Origin of the sequence: Vagococcus salmoninarum (assembly GCF_003987495.1) — a bacterium.
Classification (GTDB): domain Bacteria; phylum Bacillota; class Bacilli; order Lactobacillales; family Vagococcaceae; genus Vagococcus_D; species Vagococcus_D salmoninarum.
Map to the genome: position 1 here is coordinate 21796 of NZ_NGJU01000001.1, position 16126 is coordinate 37921.

A 16126-nucleotide genomic window follows, 5' to 3' on the forward strand; every position below is an offset into this window, starting at 1 on the left:
ATATTATGACATTTAAACAATTATGGGAATTAGGGGAAATCTACACTGCACCACTGAATTTATTTTTAATTTTATTAGGAGCATCCTTTGCTAAAGGGGAATTTGGCGTTTTTGGGAATTGGCGTTTAGTCATTTATATTTTTACGATTGTCTTTTTTCATATTGCTGTAAATATTTTTAATAACTACATGGATTATCAAAATGCGTCAGAAGAGCACGATTATAAAGAAGCGAGTAATATTATTGGCCGAGAAGGTTTGAGTCTGCCATTAGTAAAAGGCGTTTTTTATGGTTTTATGGCAGCTTCTGGTCTTTTAGGTTTGATACTAGTCATGAATACTAACTGGTTTTTAGTGATTATTGGTTTCATTGGTTACTATGTTGGCCTTTTTTATTCGGCGGGGCCGCGGCCTCTTAACAGCTTACCAATTGCTGAAACAGTGACGTCGATTGCCAGTGGCTTTTTAGTGCCCTTTGTTGCTGCTTATGTTGTTAGTTTTCCGACGGGAGAGTTTACTTTAAGTTATGCCGCTCAATTATTTCTGGTCTGTCTGCCACCAGTTTTAATGATGTTTAATAACTTATTAGCTAATAATACATGTGATTTAAAAGAGGACATCGTGAACGGTCGCAAAACTTTAGTCTATTATATCGGTCAACCAAAAGCTGTGAGACTGTTACAAGTCTTTTTCTTATTAAGCTTTGGCTTGTTACCAGTATTAGTCTTACTAGGTTTAGCACCATGGCCAGTCTTAGTTTTAATTTTACTTGTGCCAAAATTATGGCAACAATTGAAAGGTTACTTTGGGACCCAAGACAAACAAAAGACCTTTCCACTTGTGTTAAAAAGCATGGCTTCAATTATGGTTGGCTATCCGGTATTGTATTTTATTGGGGTGTTGTTTTAAGAGAACAGGATAAAGGATAAAGTAGTTGCCTTTTGTAAGGTTGACTACTTTTTTATTTATAAAGATTCCAATCTAATAAAATTTAAATCCTAGAAGAACTAGGATTGCCTTAATTATAGACACTATCATTTGAAATTCATTCTCAATTAGGCTAAAATAAGGAGGATTGGTTTTATCAGCAAAAATTGAATGTGGAGGTAATGATAGATGTCCGTATTAGAAGTGAAAAACTTACATGTCTCAATTGAGGACAAAGAAATTTTAAAAGGTGTGAACCTAGTAATGAAAACAGGTGAAATTCACGCCATTATGGGGCCTAACGGTACCGGTAAATCAACTTTATCAGCAGCAATTATGGGAAATCCAAATTACGAAGTCACAGAAGGTGAAATTCTGTTAGACGGCGTTAATATTTTAGAATTAGAAGTTGACGAAAGAGCCCGTGCAGGAATCTTCCTAGCAATGCAATACCCAAGTGAAATTCCTGGGATTACTAATGCTGAATTCATGCGAGCAGCAATTAATGCCAAACGTGCTGAAGACGATAAAATTTCAGTGATGGATTTTATTAAAAAATTAGATCAAAAAATGGAATTACTTGATATGGCTGAAGAAATGGCTGAACGTTACTTAAACGAAGGCTTTTCTGGTGGTGAGAAAAAACGTAATGAGATTTTACAATTATTAATGATGGAACCAACGTTTGCCATCCTTGATGAGATTGATTCTGGTCTAGATATCGATGCCTTGAAAGTTGTGTCAAAAGGCGTGAATGAAATGCGTGGCGATAACTTTGGCGCTTTGATTATTACTCACTACCAACGTCTCTTAAACTACATCACACCTGATGTTGTACATGTGATGATGGAAGGCCGCGTAGTTAAAACAGGCGGCGCTGACTTAGCGAAGCGTTTAGAAGCAGAAGGTTACGTCGGGATTAGTAAAGAATTAGGAATCGAATTTAAAGACGAATAAGAAAGGATGACAAGATAAATGAAGGAACAAGAATGGAATACTTATCTTGACGACCTAAAAGTCTTTTCAGCAAGTCAAGGAGAGCCAGTTTGGATGCTTGATTTACGTCTCGCAGCTTTAGCTAAACTGGCAGAATTAAAGTTACCAGTCATTGAACGAGTAAAAATTGACCGTTGGCCTTTAACAAGTGTCGCGGACTTTGAAGAAACCGTTGAATTTGATAATGTTTACAGTTTTGATACTTCAAAAGATAACCCAATGCTCGTTCAACACGGGAACACGACAGTGGCGGAACAAATGCCGATGAGTCTCGTTGAAAAAGGCGTGATTTTTACGGATATCTTTACTGCCATGACTGAGCATTCAGAATTAGTGAAAGAAGCTTACATGCAGTTAGCTGTCAAAGCCGATGAAGATAAATTAACAGCTTTCCACGCTGCCTTTATGAGTGGCGGAGCGTTTTTATACGTACCGAAAAATGTCGTGATTGAAGAACCGATTGAGGGAATTTATTTACATAATGCTGCCTCTACGACGAATTTTGTCAAACATGTCCTTGTCTTAGCTGAGGAAAACAGTGAGTTTAACTACTTAGAACGTTTCCAAACAATCGGTGAAGGCGATGTTAAAACTAATGCAAATATCGTTGTTGAAGTGATTGCGAAACAAGGCTCACGAGTTAAGTTTTCAGCGATTGACCAATTAGGTGTTAACGTTACAGCTTACATGAACCGTCGCGGACATATTTTAAGAGATGCCTCAGTCGATTGGGCAATTGGTGTTATGAACGATGCCGATGTAGTTGCTGATTTCGATTCTGACTTAATTGGCGAAGGGTCACATTCTGAAGTTAAAGCGGTGGCGATTAGTGCTGGCCGTCAAACCCAAGGGATTGATACCCGCGTCACGAACTATGGCAAGCATTCGATTGGTCATATTTTACAACACGGTGTTATTCGTGAACGGGGCACGTTAACGTTTAACGGCATTGGTCATATTATTAAAGGTGCTAAAGGGGCAGACGCCCAACAAGAAAGCCGTGTCTTAATGCTTTCGGATCAAGCCCGTGGCGATGCGAACCCGATTTTATTAATTGATGAAAATGAAGTCACAGCCGGTCACGCTGCCAGTGTTGGTCGCGTTGATCCAGAAGAAATGTACTACTTAATGAGTCGTGGTCTACGTCGTGTCGATGCTGAGAAATTAGTTATCCGCGGTTTCCTAGGCTCAGTCTTAACAGCTATTCCAGTGAAAGAAGTTCGTCAAGAACTAGCAGAGGTTATTGAAAGGAAGTTATCGTAATGTTAAAGGCTCACGAATTAAAAAAAGACTTTCCAATATTGTTTCAAGAAGTCAATGACGAACCTTTAGTTTATTTAGATAACGCCGCCACAACCCAAAAACCTCAGGCTGTTTTAACTGCCTTACAAGACTACTACAGCTCTGACAATGCCAATGTTCATCGTGGCGTTCATAGCTTAGCAGAACGCTCGACAGCAGCTTATGAAGGCAGCCGTGAGTTGGTTCGCCAATTCATTAACGCTGAAAGTAGTGCTCAAGTCTTATTCACTCGTGGCACGACGACAAGCCTTAACTGGTTAGCTCGTAGTTACGGTGATGCGAATGTCCAAGCAGGAGATGAGATTGTGATTTCTTACATGGAACATCACTCGAACATCGTTCCTTGGCAAGAATTAGCTAAACGCAAAGAAGCAACTTTAAAATACATCGAGTTAACAGCTGATGGTCACTTAGACATGGCTGATGCTCGTAAAAAAATTACGAATAAAACGAAAATTGTCGCCATTACTCACGTTTCGAATGTCTTAGGGGTGACTAATCCCTTGACTGAGTTAGCAGAGTTAGCCCACCAACAAGGAGCAGTCCTAATTGGTGACGGCGCCCAAGCCGTCCCACACATGGCAGTTGACGTCCAAGCTTTAGGGGTCGATTTTTACGCCTTTAGCGGTCATAAAATGTGTGGACCTACGGGGATTGGCGTACTCTACGGGAAACGTGAGCTCTTAGAAGCCATGGAGCCAATTGAATACGGTGGCGAGATGATTGACTTCGTCTACGAACAAACAAGCACTTGGACGGAACTTCCTTGGAAATTTGAAGCGGGAACACCGAACATTGCTGGGGCAATTGGTTTAGGGGCAGCGATTACTTACTTAAATCAAATTGGAATGACTGCTATTCACGAATATGAGCAATCATTAGTGACTTACGTCTTACCGAAACTCCAAGCCATTGAGGGCTTAACTATTTATGGGCCTCAATCTGCTGAAGAGCATAACGGGGTAATCGCCTTTAACCTTGATGGGGTCCACCCTCATGATTTAGCTACAGCGATGGATATGCAAGGGGTGGCTGTTCGAGCCGGGCATCATTGTGCTCAGCCGCTACTGAAATATTTAGATGTCCAATCAACAGCCCGAGCAAGTTTTTATTTTTACAATACGCTAGAAGATGCTGATATGTTAGTCACAGCTTTGATAGCAACAAAGGAGTTTTTCCAAAATGGCCCTCTCTAGATTAGATAATTTATACCGTCAAGTGATTCTCGATCATTCAAGTCACCCTCATCACCATGGAATTTTAGATGAGGCAACGACGGAAATCGAGATGAACAACCCAACTTGTGGGGACGTTATTCAATTGCAAATGAAACTTAACGCAGATAATCTGATTGAAGACATCCGCTTTGCAGGCAGTGGCTGTTCAATCAGCACCGCCAGTGCGAGTATGATGACTGATGTGGTGATTGGTAAAACAACGGAAGAAGCCTTGGAACTAATTAATAGTTTTTCAGAACTAGTTCAAGGAAATGAAGTGCCAAAACTTGATGATTTAGGAGATGCGGCAATTTTAAGTGGTGTCGCCAAATTCCCAGCTCGGATCAAGTGTGCAACTTTAGGGTGGAAAGCTTTAGAACGGGGCATTTATGAAAATAAACTAACTAGTGTCGAAGGCGCAATCCATAGAGAAGATGAAGGGGGAACTCACGAATGAGTGAACAAATAACTGACTTAGACTTAGGAACAAGCGAAGTTCCTGAACTTGAAGAATACCGTTACGGTTTCCATGATGATGTGGAATCAGTCTTTACGACGGGTGCTGGCTTAACAGAAGAAATCGTTCGTGAAATTTCACGAGTCAAAGAAGAACCAGAGTGGATGTTAGACTTCCGCTTAAAATCTTTCGAGACATTCAAAAAAATGCCAATGCAAAAATGGGGACCTGATTTATCAGACATTGATTTTGAAGCCTTAACTTATTATAAAAAAGCAAGTAACGAACCAGCCCGTGACTGGGATGATGTGCCAGATAAAATCAAAGAAACCTTTGAACGAATCGGGATTCCAGAAGCAGAACGTAAATACTTAGCGGGAGCAAGTGCTCAGTATGAATCAGAAGTGGTTTACCACAACATGAAAGAAGAATTCTCGAAACTGGGAATCGTCTTTACTGATACGGATTCAGCTTTAAAAGAATACCCTGAATTATTCAAAGAATACTTTTCAAAATTAGTCCCACCAACAGATAACAAATTAGCGGCTTTAAACTCGGCTGTTTGGTCTGGCGGAACGTTTATTTATGTGCCTAAAGGGGTTCAGTGTGACGTGCCACTACAAACTTACTTCCGAATCAATGCCGAAAACATGGGTCAATTCGAAAGAACCTTAATTATTGTTGACGAAGGGGCCAGCGTTCACTACGTGGAAGGCTGTACGGCACCGACGTATTCAACTAATAGTTTACATGCAGCGATCGTTGAAATCTTTACTCGGAAAGACGCCTACTGTCGTTATACAACAATCCAAAACTGGTCAGATAACGTTTATAACTTAGTGACAAAACGCGCGAAAGCCTATGAAAATGCCACAGTTGAGTGGATTGATGGTAACTTAGGTGCCAAAACAACGATGAAATACCCATCTGTTTACTTAGATGGTCGTGGGGCTCGTGGGACAATGCTTTCAGTGGCCTTTGCCAATGAAGGACAAATCCAAGACACTGGTGCGAAAATGATTCATAATGCACCAAACACGTCGAGCTCAATTATTTCAAAATCAATTGCTAAAAACGGTGGGGAAGTTAACTACCGTGGGCAAGTCACTTTCGCCAAGAAGAGCCAAGGCTCAATCTCTCATATCGAATGTGACACAATCATTATGGATGACTTATCGAAAAGTGATACGATTCCTTTTAACGAAATTCATAACAGCCAAGTTGCTTTAGAGCACGAAGCGAAAGTCTCAAAAATCTCAGAAGAACAGTTATACTATCTAATGAGTCGTGGCTTAACTGAGATCCAAGCCACAGAGATGATTGTCATGGGCTTCGTTGAACCATTTACGAAAGAACTTCCGATGGAATATGCCGTTGAATTGAATCGGTTGATTCAGTATGAGATGGAAGGCAGTGTAGGTTAATCATGTTATAAGAGCTAGAAAAGGCGTTGTATAGCCAATTCTAGTTCTTTTTTTGCCTTCTTTTAGAAAAAAGCTATCTTAAAAGCTATCTATTTGTTTAGAAGCCTAAATAGTTTGCCAATTTCTGACTAGTATTTTCGGCTTGTTGCGGTGTAACGTGAGAATAGATATTCATTGTTGTTTTCACATCTTTGTGGCCAAGTCTTTTCTGAACCTCATTGATTGTTGCCCCAGATTCAAACATGAGAGAACAGGCGGTATGTCTGAATCCATGAGGCGTTATCGTTTCAAAGTTATGACCGGCTGCCGTTGCCTTCTTATAAATCCAGTCTAGCCAATCGTTAACAGCTTGCGGATAATAAAGATCATTTAAACTATTAGGAAACAGCAATTGCTTCTTTTTTGATGTATTGTAGCCAAGCTTTAAATAATCTTGTTGTAAGGTGCTGATCCATTTACGCAAAACTTTCAGTGTATCATCATCAAGGCTAATCGTTCTGTAAGAGCTAGTAGTTTTTGGTGTCTGCATAATAATATTGTCATGTTCATCAATGGCAATAGTTTTTCCGATGGTAAGTGTCTTGTTGAATGAGTCAACATCAGTAATATATAGCGCTAAGGCTTCTGACTTTCTCATGCCAGTAATGGCTAATAACCGGAAGAAGGCGAAATATTTATAATTATCTAATGTTTCAACAAATTGAAGAAAACTCTTAAGCTGATCTTTATCATAAAAGTTCGGCTTTTTTTCAGCTTCTTTCCGCCTGGGAAGGATAGTTTTTTTCATTGGATTAGACTCCATTAGTTCCATAGACACACCATAATTCATAACTTGAGCGGTAGCACGTCTAATATAATGATACTGCTTATAGACGTCATGCCATTCGTTCACACACTTTTGACAGTATGAAACGGTGATTTTATCAAGCTTCATTGTACCAAACTTAGGCAAGACATGATTCTCAATAAATCGCCTATTTGTTGCAATTGTAGAAGGCTTTACACTCTTTCTGTGCTGTTCTAACCAATCATCGTAAAGTTCTTTGAATGTGGTGCTAGGCTTTTTTCTGGAAGCTTTTAGAATGTTAGACTTTAGCTTATCAAATTCAAGTGAAGCGTCTGCTTTAGTGTCAAAGCCTTTTCGTGTTGTAACTATTTTCTTGTTAGTAATTGGATCAGTAGCCACGTAACCGCTGAATTGCCACTTACGTTTGTTGTCCTTATTCTTGTATTGTTTGAATGTTGCCATTGTATATCCTCCTTGTCGCTAGCTGGGGGCAAGGAATTAGAGGGTTACTTCAATTTTTCAATCTTGTGCATTGCTTCTTGAATAATATCTGTTACAGAATTATATATATTTAAGTCAATACTTCCCAAGACTTCAAACTTACTAGACTTTTCATCTAAAGCGTAACTATCCAAGTTAATCATAGTTTTGTTTAGTTCGTATAAAGAATGACTTATAAAACCAGAATTAGTATGACTAACACCACCAATTAATAAATCACATATTTTTGCTACTAAAGTAATCGATTCATCCAAATCAAAAAAATCTCCATCTAATAATTTATATTCTGAGTAAATCAAATCAATAAATTCATTGTATTGGTTATAATATAAGTCATCTTTTGAAACATATTTCGTTTTGTTGTCTTTTATATATATATCGATTTTCTCATCTAATAATGAATAGAAAATATCAGAAATAACCATAAACCTTTCATCATAATTTTTAGGAAAGTCATTATCCGAGAAGCCTAAATTATTTTCGTAACTTCTTATTTCGTTTGAAAGATAAATAATAAAATGTATAAAGTCTTTATCAATTCCGTAAAGAAGTTCACTAGTAGTAACTGAACCAAGGTGTGCAATTTTTTCTAATCTTGCTTTATTGGGAAGATTTTTCCCCGTTTCCCAATTGGAAATAGTTCCACTTTTTGATTTTTCGTCTACTTTTAGTGCGAAATCACTCATGCTTAGATTTAGTTTAAGTCTGATTTTTTTTATTCTTTGTCCAACTTTTTGAGGATCGGGCTTTAATAGTTCGTTTAACAAATCGTTTTGTTTCATATTTTCACCTCCGTTAGTACTTATTCTAAACTATTTTGCAAAGAAATACAAAGAAAAGTTTGACTTGATTAAATAATAGTGTTATAAATAGTTATGCAAAGAAATGCAAAGAAAGTTCGAAAGGGGGTGGGATAAATGAATATTATTGCTGGTTATCGAAGAATGTTAGGATATACTCAAAATGATATAGCGCAATTACTAAAAATAAGTAAGCAATCTTATTGGTTAAAAGAGAATGGTCGAGTGGCTTTTTCTGACAAGGAAAAAGTAATCTTTCGAAATTTATTAGTTTCGATATTTCCTGACATATCTATTGATGAAATTTTTTTTGCACATTTGCAAAGAAATACAAAGAAAAACGATTTAGGAGGATAGTATATGGAGCTGAAAATTGATCATATAGAATTGTCCCAACATGCAAGTGATTTATTTGTCTCTAGAGTAATTAGTGAAATAAAACCATCGTTGGAAGCGATCGCAAAACAACTAATTCAAAAAGAATGGTTATCGCTAGGAGAAGCTGCCGAATATATTGGAGTATCAAGAAGCACATTAGCAACACACTTTGTTAATAAAGGGTTAGCAGTTTCAAAAATACAACAAGTAAAACGAATCTCGAAAAAAGATATAGATGAATTTTTAAATGAAAATAGAATTTAGTCTAGCTGGGGGCGAGAAATAAAAAAAACACTAAAGGATAGCCGTCCAATAGTGTTAGGGGTAAAGAATATTTGTATGAACTTTACCTCTCTATCATAACAAAGAAAGAGGGAAATTGAAATGAAGAAGAATAAATTAGTATCAGATTATGCGTGTGAGGTTGCGGATGTTACAAGTCAAATAGGACTACTAGAAAACTATTTAAGTTGTTTAGCTTTACAGGGAAGTCAGAAAAATCATGAGTTAGTATTATTTTCCTTATTTAATGAGAAAGGCTTATCGAATGCCACGGAATCATTAAAGATGATGAGTGAAAAAATTCAAAGTATCGCTGACATTCTAGTGGATTGCGAAGCAGAGGTAGTGAGAGGTGAGACTTATGGAATTACTCACTCTTAAAGCAGCACTAAGTTATGCGGAAAATAGTTATCCAATCATACCATTATATCCAAATACTAAAATACCTTGTAAAACTAGTGATTTCTCGAATGGTTTTCATTCAGCGACAACTAACCAAGAAATGATTTTAGATCATTGGAATCAAGAAAAAAACGTATCATGCAATATAGGTTTACAGGTTGGAAAAGAAACAGGTCTAGTTATCCTTGATATTGATGTCCATGGTGAAAATGGTTTTGAAACATTAGAAGTGCTAGAAAATCACTTTGAGAAGTTGCCCAATACTTTGATTATTGATACTCCTACAGGAGGAAGACATTACTATTTTAATTATCCGAGTAATGTTACGATCCAACGTCAAATTAACGCCTTCAAAGGAATAGATATTTTAGTAGACGGATATGTGGTAGCACCACCTTCTCATATAGATGGGAAAGCATATAAAAGAATAAGCGGTAAATTACCAGAGTTAGCCGAGTTTCCTCAATTTTTACTAGATTCCTTAGAAGCAAGTGCGGATAATTACCCATCTAGTAAGTTGGAAATGCCACAGAATCAACCTATGACACAAGGGAAACCGAAGTATACGGCAAAATTCTTAACTGAAATGGTTGAAGGTTCAAAGACTGGTGGTAGAAATGATTTTCTTATGAGATTTATAGCCAAGTGCTTATCCTTAGGAACTGACTTAGAGACAATCTATACCTTAGTTTTAGTTGTAAATGATAATTTCATTGACGTACCACTTGATGAAAAAGAAGTAAATACTATTTTTAAAAGTATTGTGAAAAAGCACTTACAGAAAGTAAAAAGCATTTAAAGAAAGTGGGGTGATTACTTGAAAGAAGTGAATGAAAATATTGTTGAGTTTATTCAAAAAGCTAAACCAGCGTTAGAAAAAAAAATTTCAGATACGCCAAGTTGGTTAGTTACTGATGAAAAAGGGGTAGAAAAAGTAGTTGCTCAAAAATTAGCTCATGTCCTTATGAAAGAAATACCAATCATCAGAGTGAGTTCCTTCTCACAGGGCGCAAGATTCGACAAGGTGACAGGTACATGGCGAATGGATAACTTATCCGAGTATTTGGACAGTGTCATTACAGACGAGCTAGAGAGCGTGGGCAAGTGGTCTCAAAGCAAACTAGCCGAGGTCAAACGATTTATTATGATTAAAACGTATGATAGAGAAGCAAAAAGCAATCCGTTTGACCACAGTAAGCCACATCTTGTTAGTTTTAAAAATGGTACTTACAATTTTAAGACGCAGCAGTTGCAGCCGCACAATCCAAAAGATTACATTTTCCAAAGTCATAATTTTGAGTTGGATATAAATGAAGAACACCTACCAACTAAAACATTATCTTGGCTTGAAGAGTTAACTGGAGATAATACAAGCGCCAAGTATTTAATTGAAATGATAGGTTACTGCTTTTATAGAAGCTATGCGCCCTTTCAGTCCATTACTATATTAATTGGTGCAGGAGGGAATGGGAAATCAGTTTTCTTGAATCACTTAACAAAGGTCTTAAATGATGAAAATGTTTCTAACGCTTCATTGACTGATCTAGGTAACAAAAATAATAGATTTGCTACCAGTATGTTATATCAAAAGTTAGCTAATATATTCGCTGATATTTCAGCAGATTTCATAGATTCGACAGGATTGTTAAAAGCATTGACCGGAAACGATATGTTATTTGCAGAATATAAGGGGCAAGATCCTTTTATGTTTAAGAACTTTGCTAAATTGATATTTTCGGCCAATACTCTCCCGCAATTTAATGATTTTAGTTTGGGATTTGACCGCAGATTATACGTTGTACCATTCAACGTTGTGATAGGCAAAGAGTTTAAGCAAAAACATGATTTAAAAGCGATTGAACAAGAGATACCACAGTTTGCCTACTATTGCTTAAAAGCGTTCAGTGAAGCAATGGAACGAGGGCAATTGAGCTTGTCAGAGCCAATGATTAAAGCTAAGGAAGAATGGTTGAAGGAAGCCAATCACTTATCACGATTCATTGATGATTATTGCAGAATTGATGAAGAAGCTAAGACAGGAGACTCTACTAGAAATATTTTTGATAAGTACCGAGATTTTTGTTTTGATGAAAATATTAAGAGTTTGTCACAGCCAAAATTCAATCGGCAGCTTGAAAATCTAGGAATAATTAAAAAAACAATACGACAAGATAATACTAGAGTTGCAAGATATATAAAATTATTTTTAAAGAATGACTATGATTTAGATTAGTTGTTGAGAGCAGAAGTGAGAAAACACCCTACCACTCATGCCATAGGTTGAAAAGGTTGATGTAGCAACGTTTTACTAAGTCGGTAATAATGGTAAGACCATGCCACCCACTTTTTCAACACCATGCCGGCACGAGTGGTAAAAATGGAGTGGCATGGTCATGGTGTCAAATAAGATGATTGCAAACGTTGATATAACAGTGTTAGTAAGAGGTGGTAGGGGTGGCATGGCGTTTCCCCACTACCGACCGCTACAATAAATATCCTTAAATAAATATATTAAATAATAGAAAGAGTGATGATATGTTAAACATTATTTCAGTTGATGAAATGCCAAATGAGAAACAAATAGATCAAGCAGAAAGACTTTTATTCTTAACAATGGAAGCGACTAAAGATTATGTGGTAAATGAAAAGGAAGGCAGTAAAAGCATTTATGCAAATTTAATGATGGGATTGCTTAACACGTTAAGGAATGATAGTAATTTCCCAGATGATGTACAAGAGGTGGAACATTTAGTAAATGTTATTTTTCAAGAATATTTAGAAAAAGGAATGCCAAGCGGAAAGCTTGATGACACTTATAATTTAATGGTACTTAGAATGACAATGGCGCTTGCTTGTAATAAGGAAGTTATGGCGTTATGTAAGAAAGCTTTCAATTAAAAGTATAAAAAACAAGCAAAAGTATTATTTTTTTAAAAGTGAGTTCCAGCATACTGACACAAGGGTTACAGCGATATTGGACTACTTGTGATTATGTAGTGTAATCAACAGTAATCGAAAGTGAATTTTAAGGAGGAAGAAATGTTAAAACTAGTATGGGTTCCTAAAGAATTTAAAGGTTTCAGTTTTACAGGGTTTCACAATGAAATGAAAGAAACAATGAAGGAGGTTAAGAAAAGGCAACATGAGACTCATAAGATGTACGCAGATATGCTTATTATGCAAAATAAAGCGGCTAAACTTTCAGAGGAAGAAGCTGCTCATAATATTAAAGTAATTGTGGACTGGATGGAAAAAGAATTAGAATTATAAACTAAAGGAGAGAAAATAATGATAAACATTGAGAAACAAAAATACGATGAAGCGATGGATTTAATTGACGAACTACTAAGGCTTTCAATCTACGGAGAGTCTGATGAGAATTACGAACATAAGGTACGTGAAGCTTTGAGGTTAGCAGTTGAACTATTAGATGATGGTACAGACAGAGAAATTTATCGAAAACACAAAGGACTTAATGAAACCCAAAATTAGATGTAATGGTGGAGGTTGTCGGAAGCTGATAGACTTTGATAAAACTTATTGTGACAAACATCAACCTAAGAGAGTTTATCATCAAGAGGAATACTGGGAACGTAAAGAGAAGGAAGGTAGATACTTTGCCTTCTACCGTTCCAAGTCGTGGCGGAAAGCGTCTGAGCTATATAGAATAAATCAACCTTGTTGCGAAGATTGTTTAATTGAAGGAACGATCCGTAAAGTTGACGTAGTGGATCATACAGTGGAGCTAAGAGATAATTGGGATAAGCGGTTAGATGAATCAAACTACCGCTCACTGTGCCACTTCCACCATAACCGCAAGACACAAAGGGAAAGAATGAGGCGTGAGAAAGAAAAAAGAGACACCCACTAAGGAATGCCCCCGTCGGTTCGGGTTCTAAAGAACCGATGATGATACCTTCTTTTTCAAAATAAGCCTATTCCAAAGTTATTGGTGGTAAGTTGTTAGTAGCTACTACCGTTTACTAATGTAATCGCAAGTGGTATAATGAAAGTAGGAGTTATATGAATGAAAAAATAGTAGTACCGTCTACAGATGGTACAAAAGAACAGATAAGCTTACCTAATTACGGCGAAATTATTATCACTGTCAGAAATGGGAAAGTCACCAATATTAGAACGGTAAACGATAAAAAAATATGTTGATATACACCTAAATAGCAAAGCTAAGGATGTATTACTAGATGATTGTTTTCATTTGGTAGTGCATCCTTTTTAGTTCCTTGAAAACTGAATAAAGCAGAAGTATGAAAATGCAGCCCTCTGACACGATAGAGACCAGCGAAAAACTGCTTATAAAAAATAGAAAGGAGAATAATTATGACTAAACCAGTTAAATTATTAGAAGGTACACGACAGCATTTGTCATTAGAGGAACGATCACAACGAAAAGAAGCGAAAAATGAGTTATTTAAACAACAGCCGTTAATCAGTCACCCCCCTAGTTGGTTGCCCCAGTCAGCAGTTAGTGAATGGAATCGACTAATACCAGTCTTAAAAAAAGATTTCCCTATTTCTGAAACAGATTACAGTTTGTTAGTTGCGTACTGTTTATCTTATTCAAGGATAAAAACGGCAGAAGGTGAGATTAGAAAGTTTGGTACGTTTGTCACCAGTGATAAAACAGGTATCACACAGGCTAACCCAGCGGTTAAAGTACAGTCTCAAGCAATGAAAGATTTAAAATCAGCTGCCAGCTCTTTAGGTATGACTTTAGAAGCCAGAGCAAAACTTGCCCTAAATAAAGCCAAAACGGAAAAACCGAGTGATCCTTTCGAGAGGTTACTAAATGACGGTTAACTTTGCCTTAGATTACGCTGATAAGGTGTTAGCTGGGGATATTATAGCCGGTCAAAAAATCATTCAAGCGGTCACTCGATTTAAAAATGATTTAAAAAGGTCTGAACAAGCCGACTTTCCTTACTATTTCAATAATGAAGTTGCTAACCAATCAATTCATTTTATGGAAATGTTGCCAGGGACTGACGGACAAAAAATAAACATGTTGCTCTTTCAAAAGTGGTTAATTGCTGAACTCAATGGCTGGCGAGAGAAAAAAACAGAGAACAGACGGTATAATAGAGCGTTTATCTCAATGAGCCGTAAGAATGGGAAAACTTATCTTGTGAGTGGTATGGGTTCAAATGCGTTACTTATGGAGAAAGAGCCAGCAGAAGGTAGGCAAATTCTATTTGTTTCTAATGCCTTAAAGCAGTCCAAAATTGGTTATAACATGATGGCAAACGGTTTGCGTAAAGTAACGAAGCAATCAAAATATATGCGGCAGCGATTAAAAATATTGAACTCACAAATTACAGATTTAGATAGTAATAGCTTTGCCATAGCTTTAGCGTCTGAAACAAGTACACTAGACGGTTTTGGAGCTACGACAGCCATATTAGATGAATGGCACGAAGCAAAGGACAGGAAAGTCTACAACGTCATTAAATCAGGTATGGGCAATCAAAAAAATGGATTACTTGCAGTTGTTTCAACAGCAGGACTTAATATCAATGTTCCAATGTATGAGGAATACGAGTTTCTTACTAAAGTTTTAGAAGCAAAAGAAGAAGCTGATCGTTACTTCATTGCTATATGGGAACTTGACGACAAGGAAGAAATTCATGATGAGAGGTTATACATTAAAGCTAATCCTATTTTTGAAAGTGAAGCGATCAAGCAAACGATGATTCAGGCGATACGTGATGATGTGGCATTAGGTATCAAGCAAAATAACTTAAATTCGGTGCTAGTGAAGAACTTTAACTTATGGCTACAAGCGTCAGATGATAGTTACGTCGCAGCCGAAGATTGGAATGCTACTGAAATTGAAAGTGAGAATATTCAAGGTAAAGACGTTTATGTGGGAATTGATTTATCAAAAACCAATGATTTAACGAGCTTGTCTTGGATAGTACCACTTGAAGATAATCAGTTGTATTGTGATAGTCACTCGTTTATAGGCACAAAGTACGGGCTACAAGACAAAATAAGACGTGATGGCATTGACTATATCCAACGTGAAAAACTAGGAGAATGTACCATTACTTCATTAGAAAGTGGCATTATCGACTATGAAGAAGTCTTTCGTTGGTTGATTGATTTCATACAAGAAAACGACTTGAATGTACTAGGTATTTGTTACGATTCTTGGAACGCCAACAGTTTAATTAGTCGTTTTGAGAAAAATAATTATCCGTTAATTGAAGTAAGGCAAGGGGCTAGGACACTGAACACACCAACAAGAACGTTTCGAGAGCAGTTATACGATGGGAAGTTGTTACACCCAGCGAATAAGTTACTGACTCATGCCGTGAATAATGCCATCTTAAAGGAAGATAATAACGGCATTCAAATTAATAAGGCGAAAAACTCAAATCGAATTGACCCTATTGTCGCTTTGATGAATGCCTACACAGAAGCAATGTTCTACTTTGAAGAAACGGAAGGGAGGGAAGCTGATAATGAATTTTACACATCTGAAAACTTTAGTTTTTAACCATATTCACACGCTACTATTTTTAATCGGTCTTGTGATTGTACTTAGTGCTATTACATTGCTGACAAGTATGGAATGGGGCTTGTTGGCACTAGGGATAACACTCATAGGCGTTGCGTTAACATTAAACAATTATT

18 protein-coding genes are annotated in these 16126 nt (G+C 37.0%); 16 read left to right on the forward strand and 2 right to left on the reverse strand.

Annotated features, from left to right (window positions below; genetic code table 11):
- The first annotated feature begins 5 nt into the window (after positions 1 to 5).
- From CBF35_RS00100 to sufB, 6 genes are all read left to right on the forward strand, one after another.
- The gene (locus CBF35_RS00100; protein WP_126777880.1) at positions 6 to 908 is read left to right on the forward strand and encodes a prenyltransferase; all 903 of its coding nucleotides are present in this window, start codon (positions 6 to 8) and stop codon (positions 906 to 908) included.
- Between the two features lie 207 nt (positions 909 to 1115).
- Positions 1116 to 1883, forward strand: coding sequence for a Fe-S cluster assembly ATPase SufC (gene sufC, locus CBF35_RS00105; RefSeq protein WP_126777881.1), 768 nt, complete (start codon positions 1116 to 1118; stop codon positions 1881 to 1883).
- A gap of 18 nt (positions 1884 to 1901) precedes the next feature.
- Positions 1902 to 3185, forward strand: a complete 1284-nt coding sequence (sufD, locus tag CBF35_RS00110; protein WP_126777882.1) for a Fe-S cluster assembly protein SufD — start codon at positions 1902 to 1904, stop codon at positions 3183 to 3185.
- Entirely contained in the window at positions 3185 to 4420 is a 1236-nt protein-coding gene (locus CBF35_RS00115; RefSeq protein ID WP_126777883.1) for a cysteine desulfurase, read from the forward strand. Before sufD ends, CBF35_RS00115 begins: the two co-directional genes overlap by 1 nt.
- Positions 4407 to 4898, forward strand: a complete 492-nt coding sequence (gene sufU, locus CBF35_RS00120; RefSeq protein WP_126777884.1) for a Fe-S cluster assembly sulfur transfer protein SufU — start codon at positions 4407 to 4409, stop codon at positions 4896 to 4898. The genes CBF35_RS00115 and sufU overlap by 14 nt, the downstream gene beginning before the upstream one ends.
- The gene (gene sufB / locus CBF35_RS00125; protein ID WP_126777885.1) at positions 4895 to 6322 is read left to right on the forward strand and encodes a Fe-S cluster assembly protein SufB; all 1428 of its coding nucleotides are present in this window, start codon (positions 4895 to 4897) and stop codon (positions 6320 to 6322) included. Before sufU ends, sufB begins: the two co-directional genes overlap by 4 nt.
- Positions 6323 to 6419: 97 nt before the next feature.
- Here the strand turns inward: sufB and CBF35_RS00130 are convergent, their stop codons facing one another.
- A complete protein-coding gene (locus CBF35_RS00130; protein WP_126777886.1) occupies positions 6420 to 7571 on the reverse strand; it encodes a tyrosine-type recombinase/integrase in 1152 nt (383 codons plus the stop codon).
- A 44-nt stretch (positions 7572 to 7615) separates the two neighbouring features.
- Complete coding sequence (locus CBF35_RS00135) at positions 7616 to 8392, reverse strand: helix-turn-helix domain-containing protein (RefSeq protein ID WP_126777887.1); 777 nt, start codon at positions 8390 to 8392, stop codon at positions 7616 to 7618.
- Between the two features lie 135 nt (positions 8393 to 8527).
- Here CBF35_RS00135 and CBF35_RS00140 point away from each other — a divergent pair, with 135 nt between their 5' ends.
- The 10 genes from CBF35_RS00140 (at position 8528) to CBF35_RS00190 (ending at position 15989) form a co-directional block, all read left to right on the forward strand.
- Complete coding sequence (locus tag CBF35_RS00140) at positions 8528 to 8767, forward strand: helix-turn-helix transcriptional regulator (protein ID WP_126777888.1); 240 nt, start codon at positions 8528 to 8530, stop codon at positions 8765 to 8767.
- Positions 8768 to 8770: 3 nt separating this feature from the next.
- On the forward strand, positions 8771 to 9052 hold the full coding sequence (locus tag CBF35_RS00145; RefSeq protein ID WP_126777889.1) for a helix-turn-helix domain-containing protein: 282 nt from the start codon (positions 8771 to 8773) through the stop codon (positions 9050 to 9052).
- 120 nt (positions 9053 to 9172) lie between these two features.
- On the forward strand, positions 9173 to 9451 hold the full coding sequence (locus CBF35_RS00150; protein ID WP_126777890.1) for a hypothetical protein: 279 nt from the start codon (positions 9173 to 9175) through the stop codon (positions 9449 to 9451).
- A complete protein-coding gene (locus tag CBF35_RS00155) occupies positions 9432 to 10271 on the forward strand; it encodes a bifunctional DNA primase/polymerase (protein ID WP_126777891.1) in 840 nt (279 codons plus the stop codon). Before CBF35_RS00150 ends, CBF35_RS00155 begins: the two co-directional genes overlap by 20 nt.
- A gap of 27 nt (positions 10272 to 10298) precedes the next feature.
- The gene (locus CBF35_RS00160; RefSeq protein ID WP_244922546.1) at positions 10299 to 11705 is read left to right on the forward strand and encodes a DNA primase family protein; all 1407 of its coding nucleotides are present in this window, start codon (positions 10299 to 10301) and stop codon (positions 11703 to 11705) included.
- Positions 11706 to 12007: 302 nt separating this feature from the next.
- Positions 12008 to 12370: a hypothetical protein gene (locus CBF35_RS00165; RefSeq protein WP_126777893.1), complete on the forward strand. Its 363-nt coding sequence runs from the start codon at positions 12008 to 12010 to the stop codon at positions 12368 to 12370.
- A 141-nt stretch (positions 12371 to 12511) separates the two neighbouring features.
- On the forward strand, positions 12512 to 12742 hold the full coding sequence (locus tag CBF35_RS00170) for a hypothetical protein (RefSeq protein ID WP_126777894.1): 231 nt from the start codon (positions 12512 to 12514) through the stop codon (positions 12740 to 12742).
- An 18-nt stretch (positions 12743 to 12760) separates the two neighbouring features.
- The gene (locus CBF35_RS00175) at positions 12761 to 12964 is read left to right on the forward strand and encodes a hypothetical protein (RefSeq protein ID WP_126777895.1); all 204 of its coding nucleotides are present in this window, start codon (positions 12761 to 12763) and stop codon (positions 12962 to 12964) included.
- A gap of 846 nt (positions 12965 to 13810) precedes the next feature.
- Complete coding sequence (locus CBF35_RS00185; protein ID WP_126777897.1) at positions 13811 to 14290, forward strand: phage terminase small subunit P27 family; 480 nt, start codon at positions 13811 to 13813, stop codon at positions 14288 to 14290.
- A complete protein-coding gene (locus CBF35_RS00190) occupies positions 14280 to 15989 on the forward strand; it encodes a terminase large subunit (protein WP_126777898.1) in 1710 nt (569 codons plus the stop codon). Before CBF35_RS00185 ends, CBF35_RS00190 begins: the two co-directional genes overlap by 11 nt.
- Positions 15990 to 16126 lie beyond the last annotated feature (137 nt).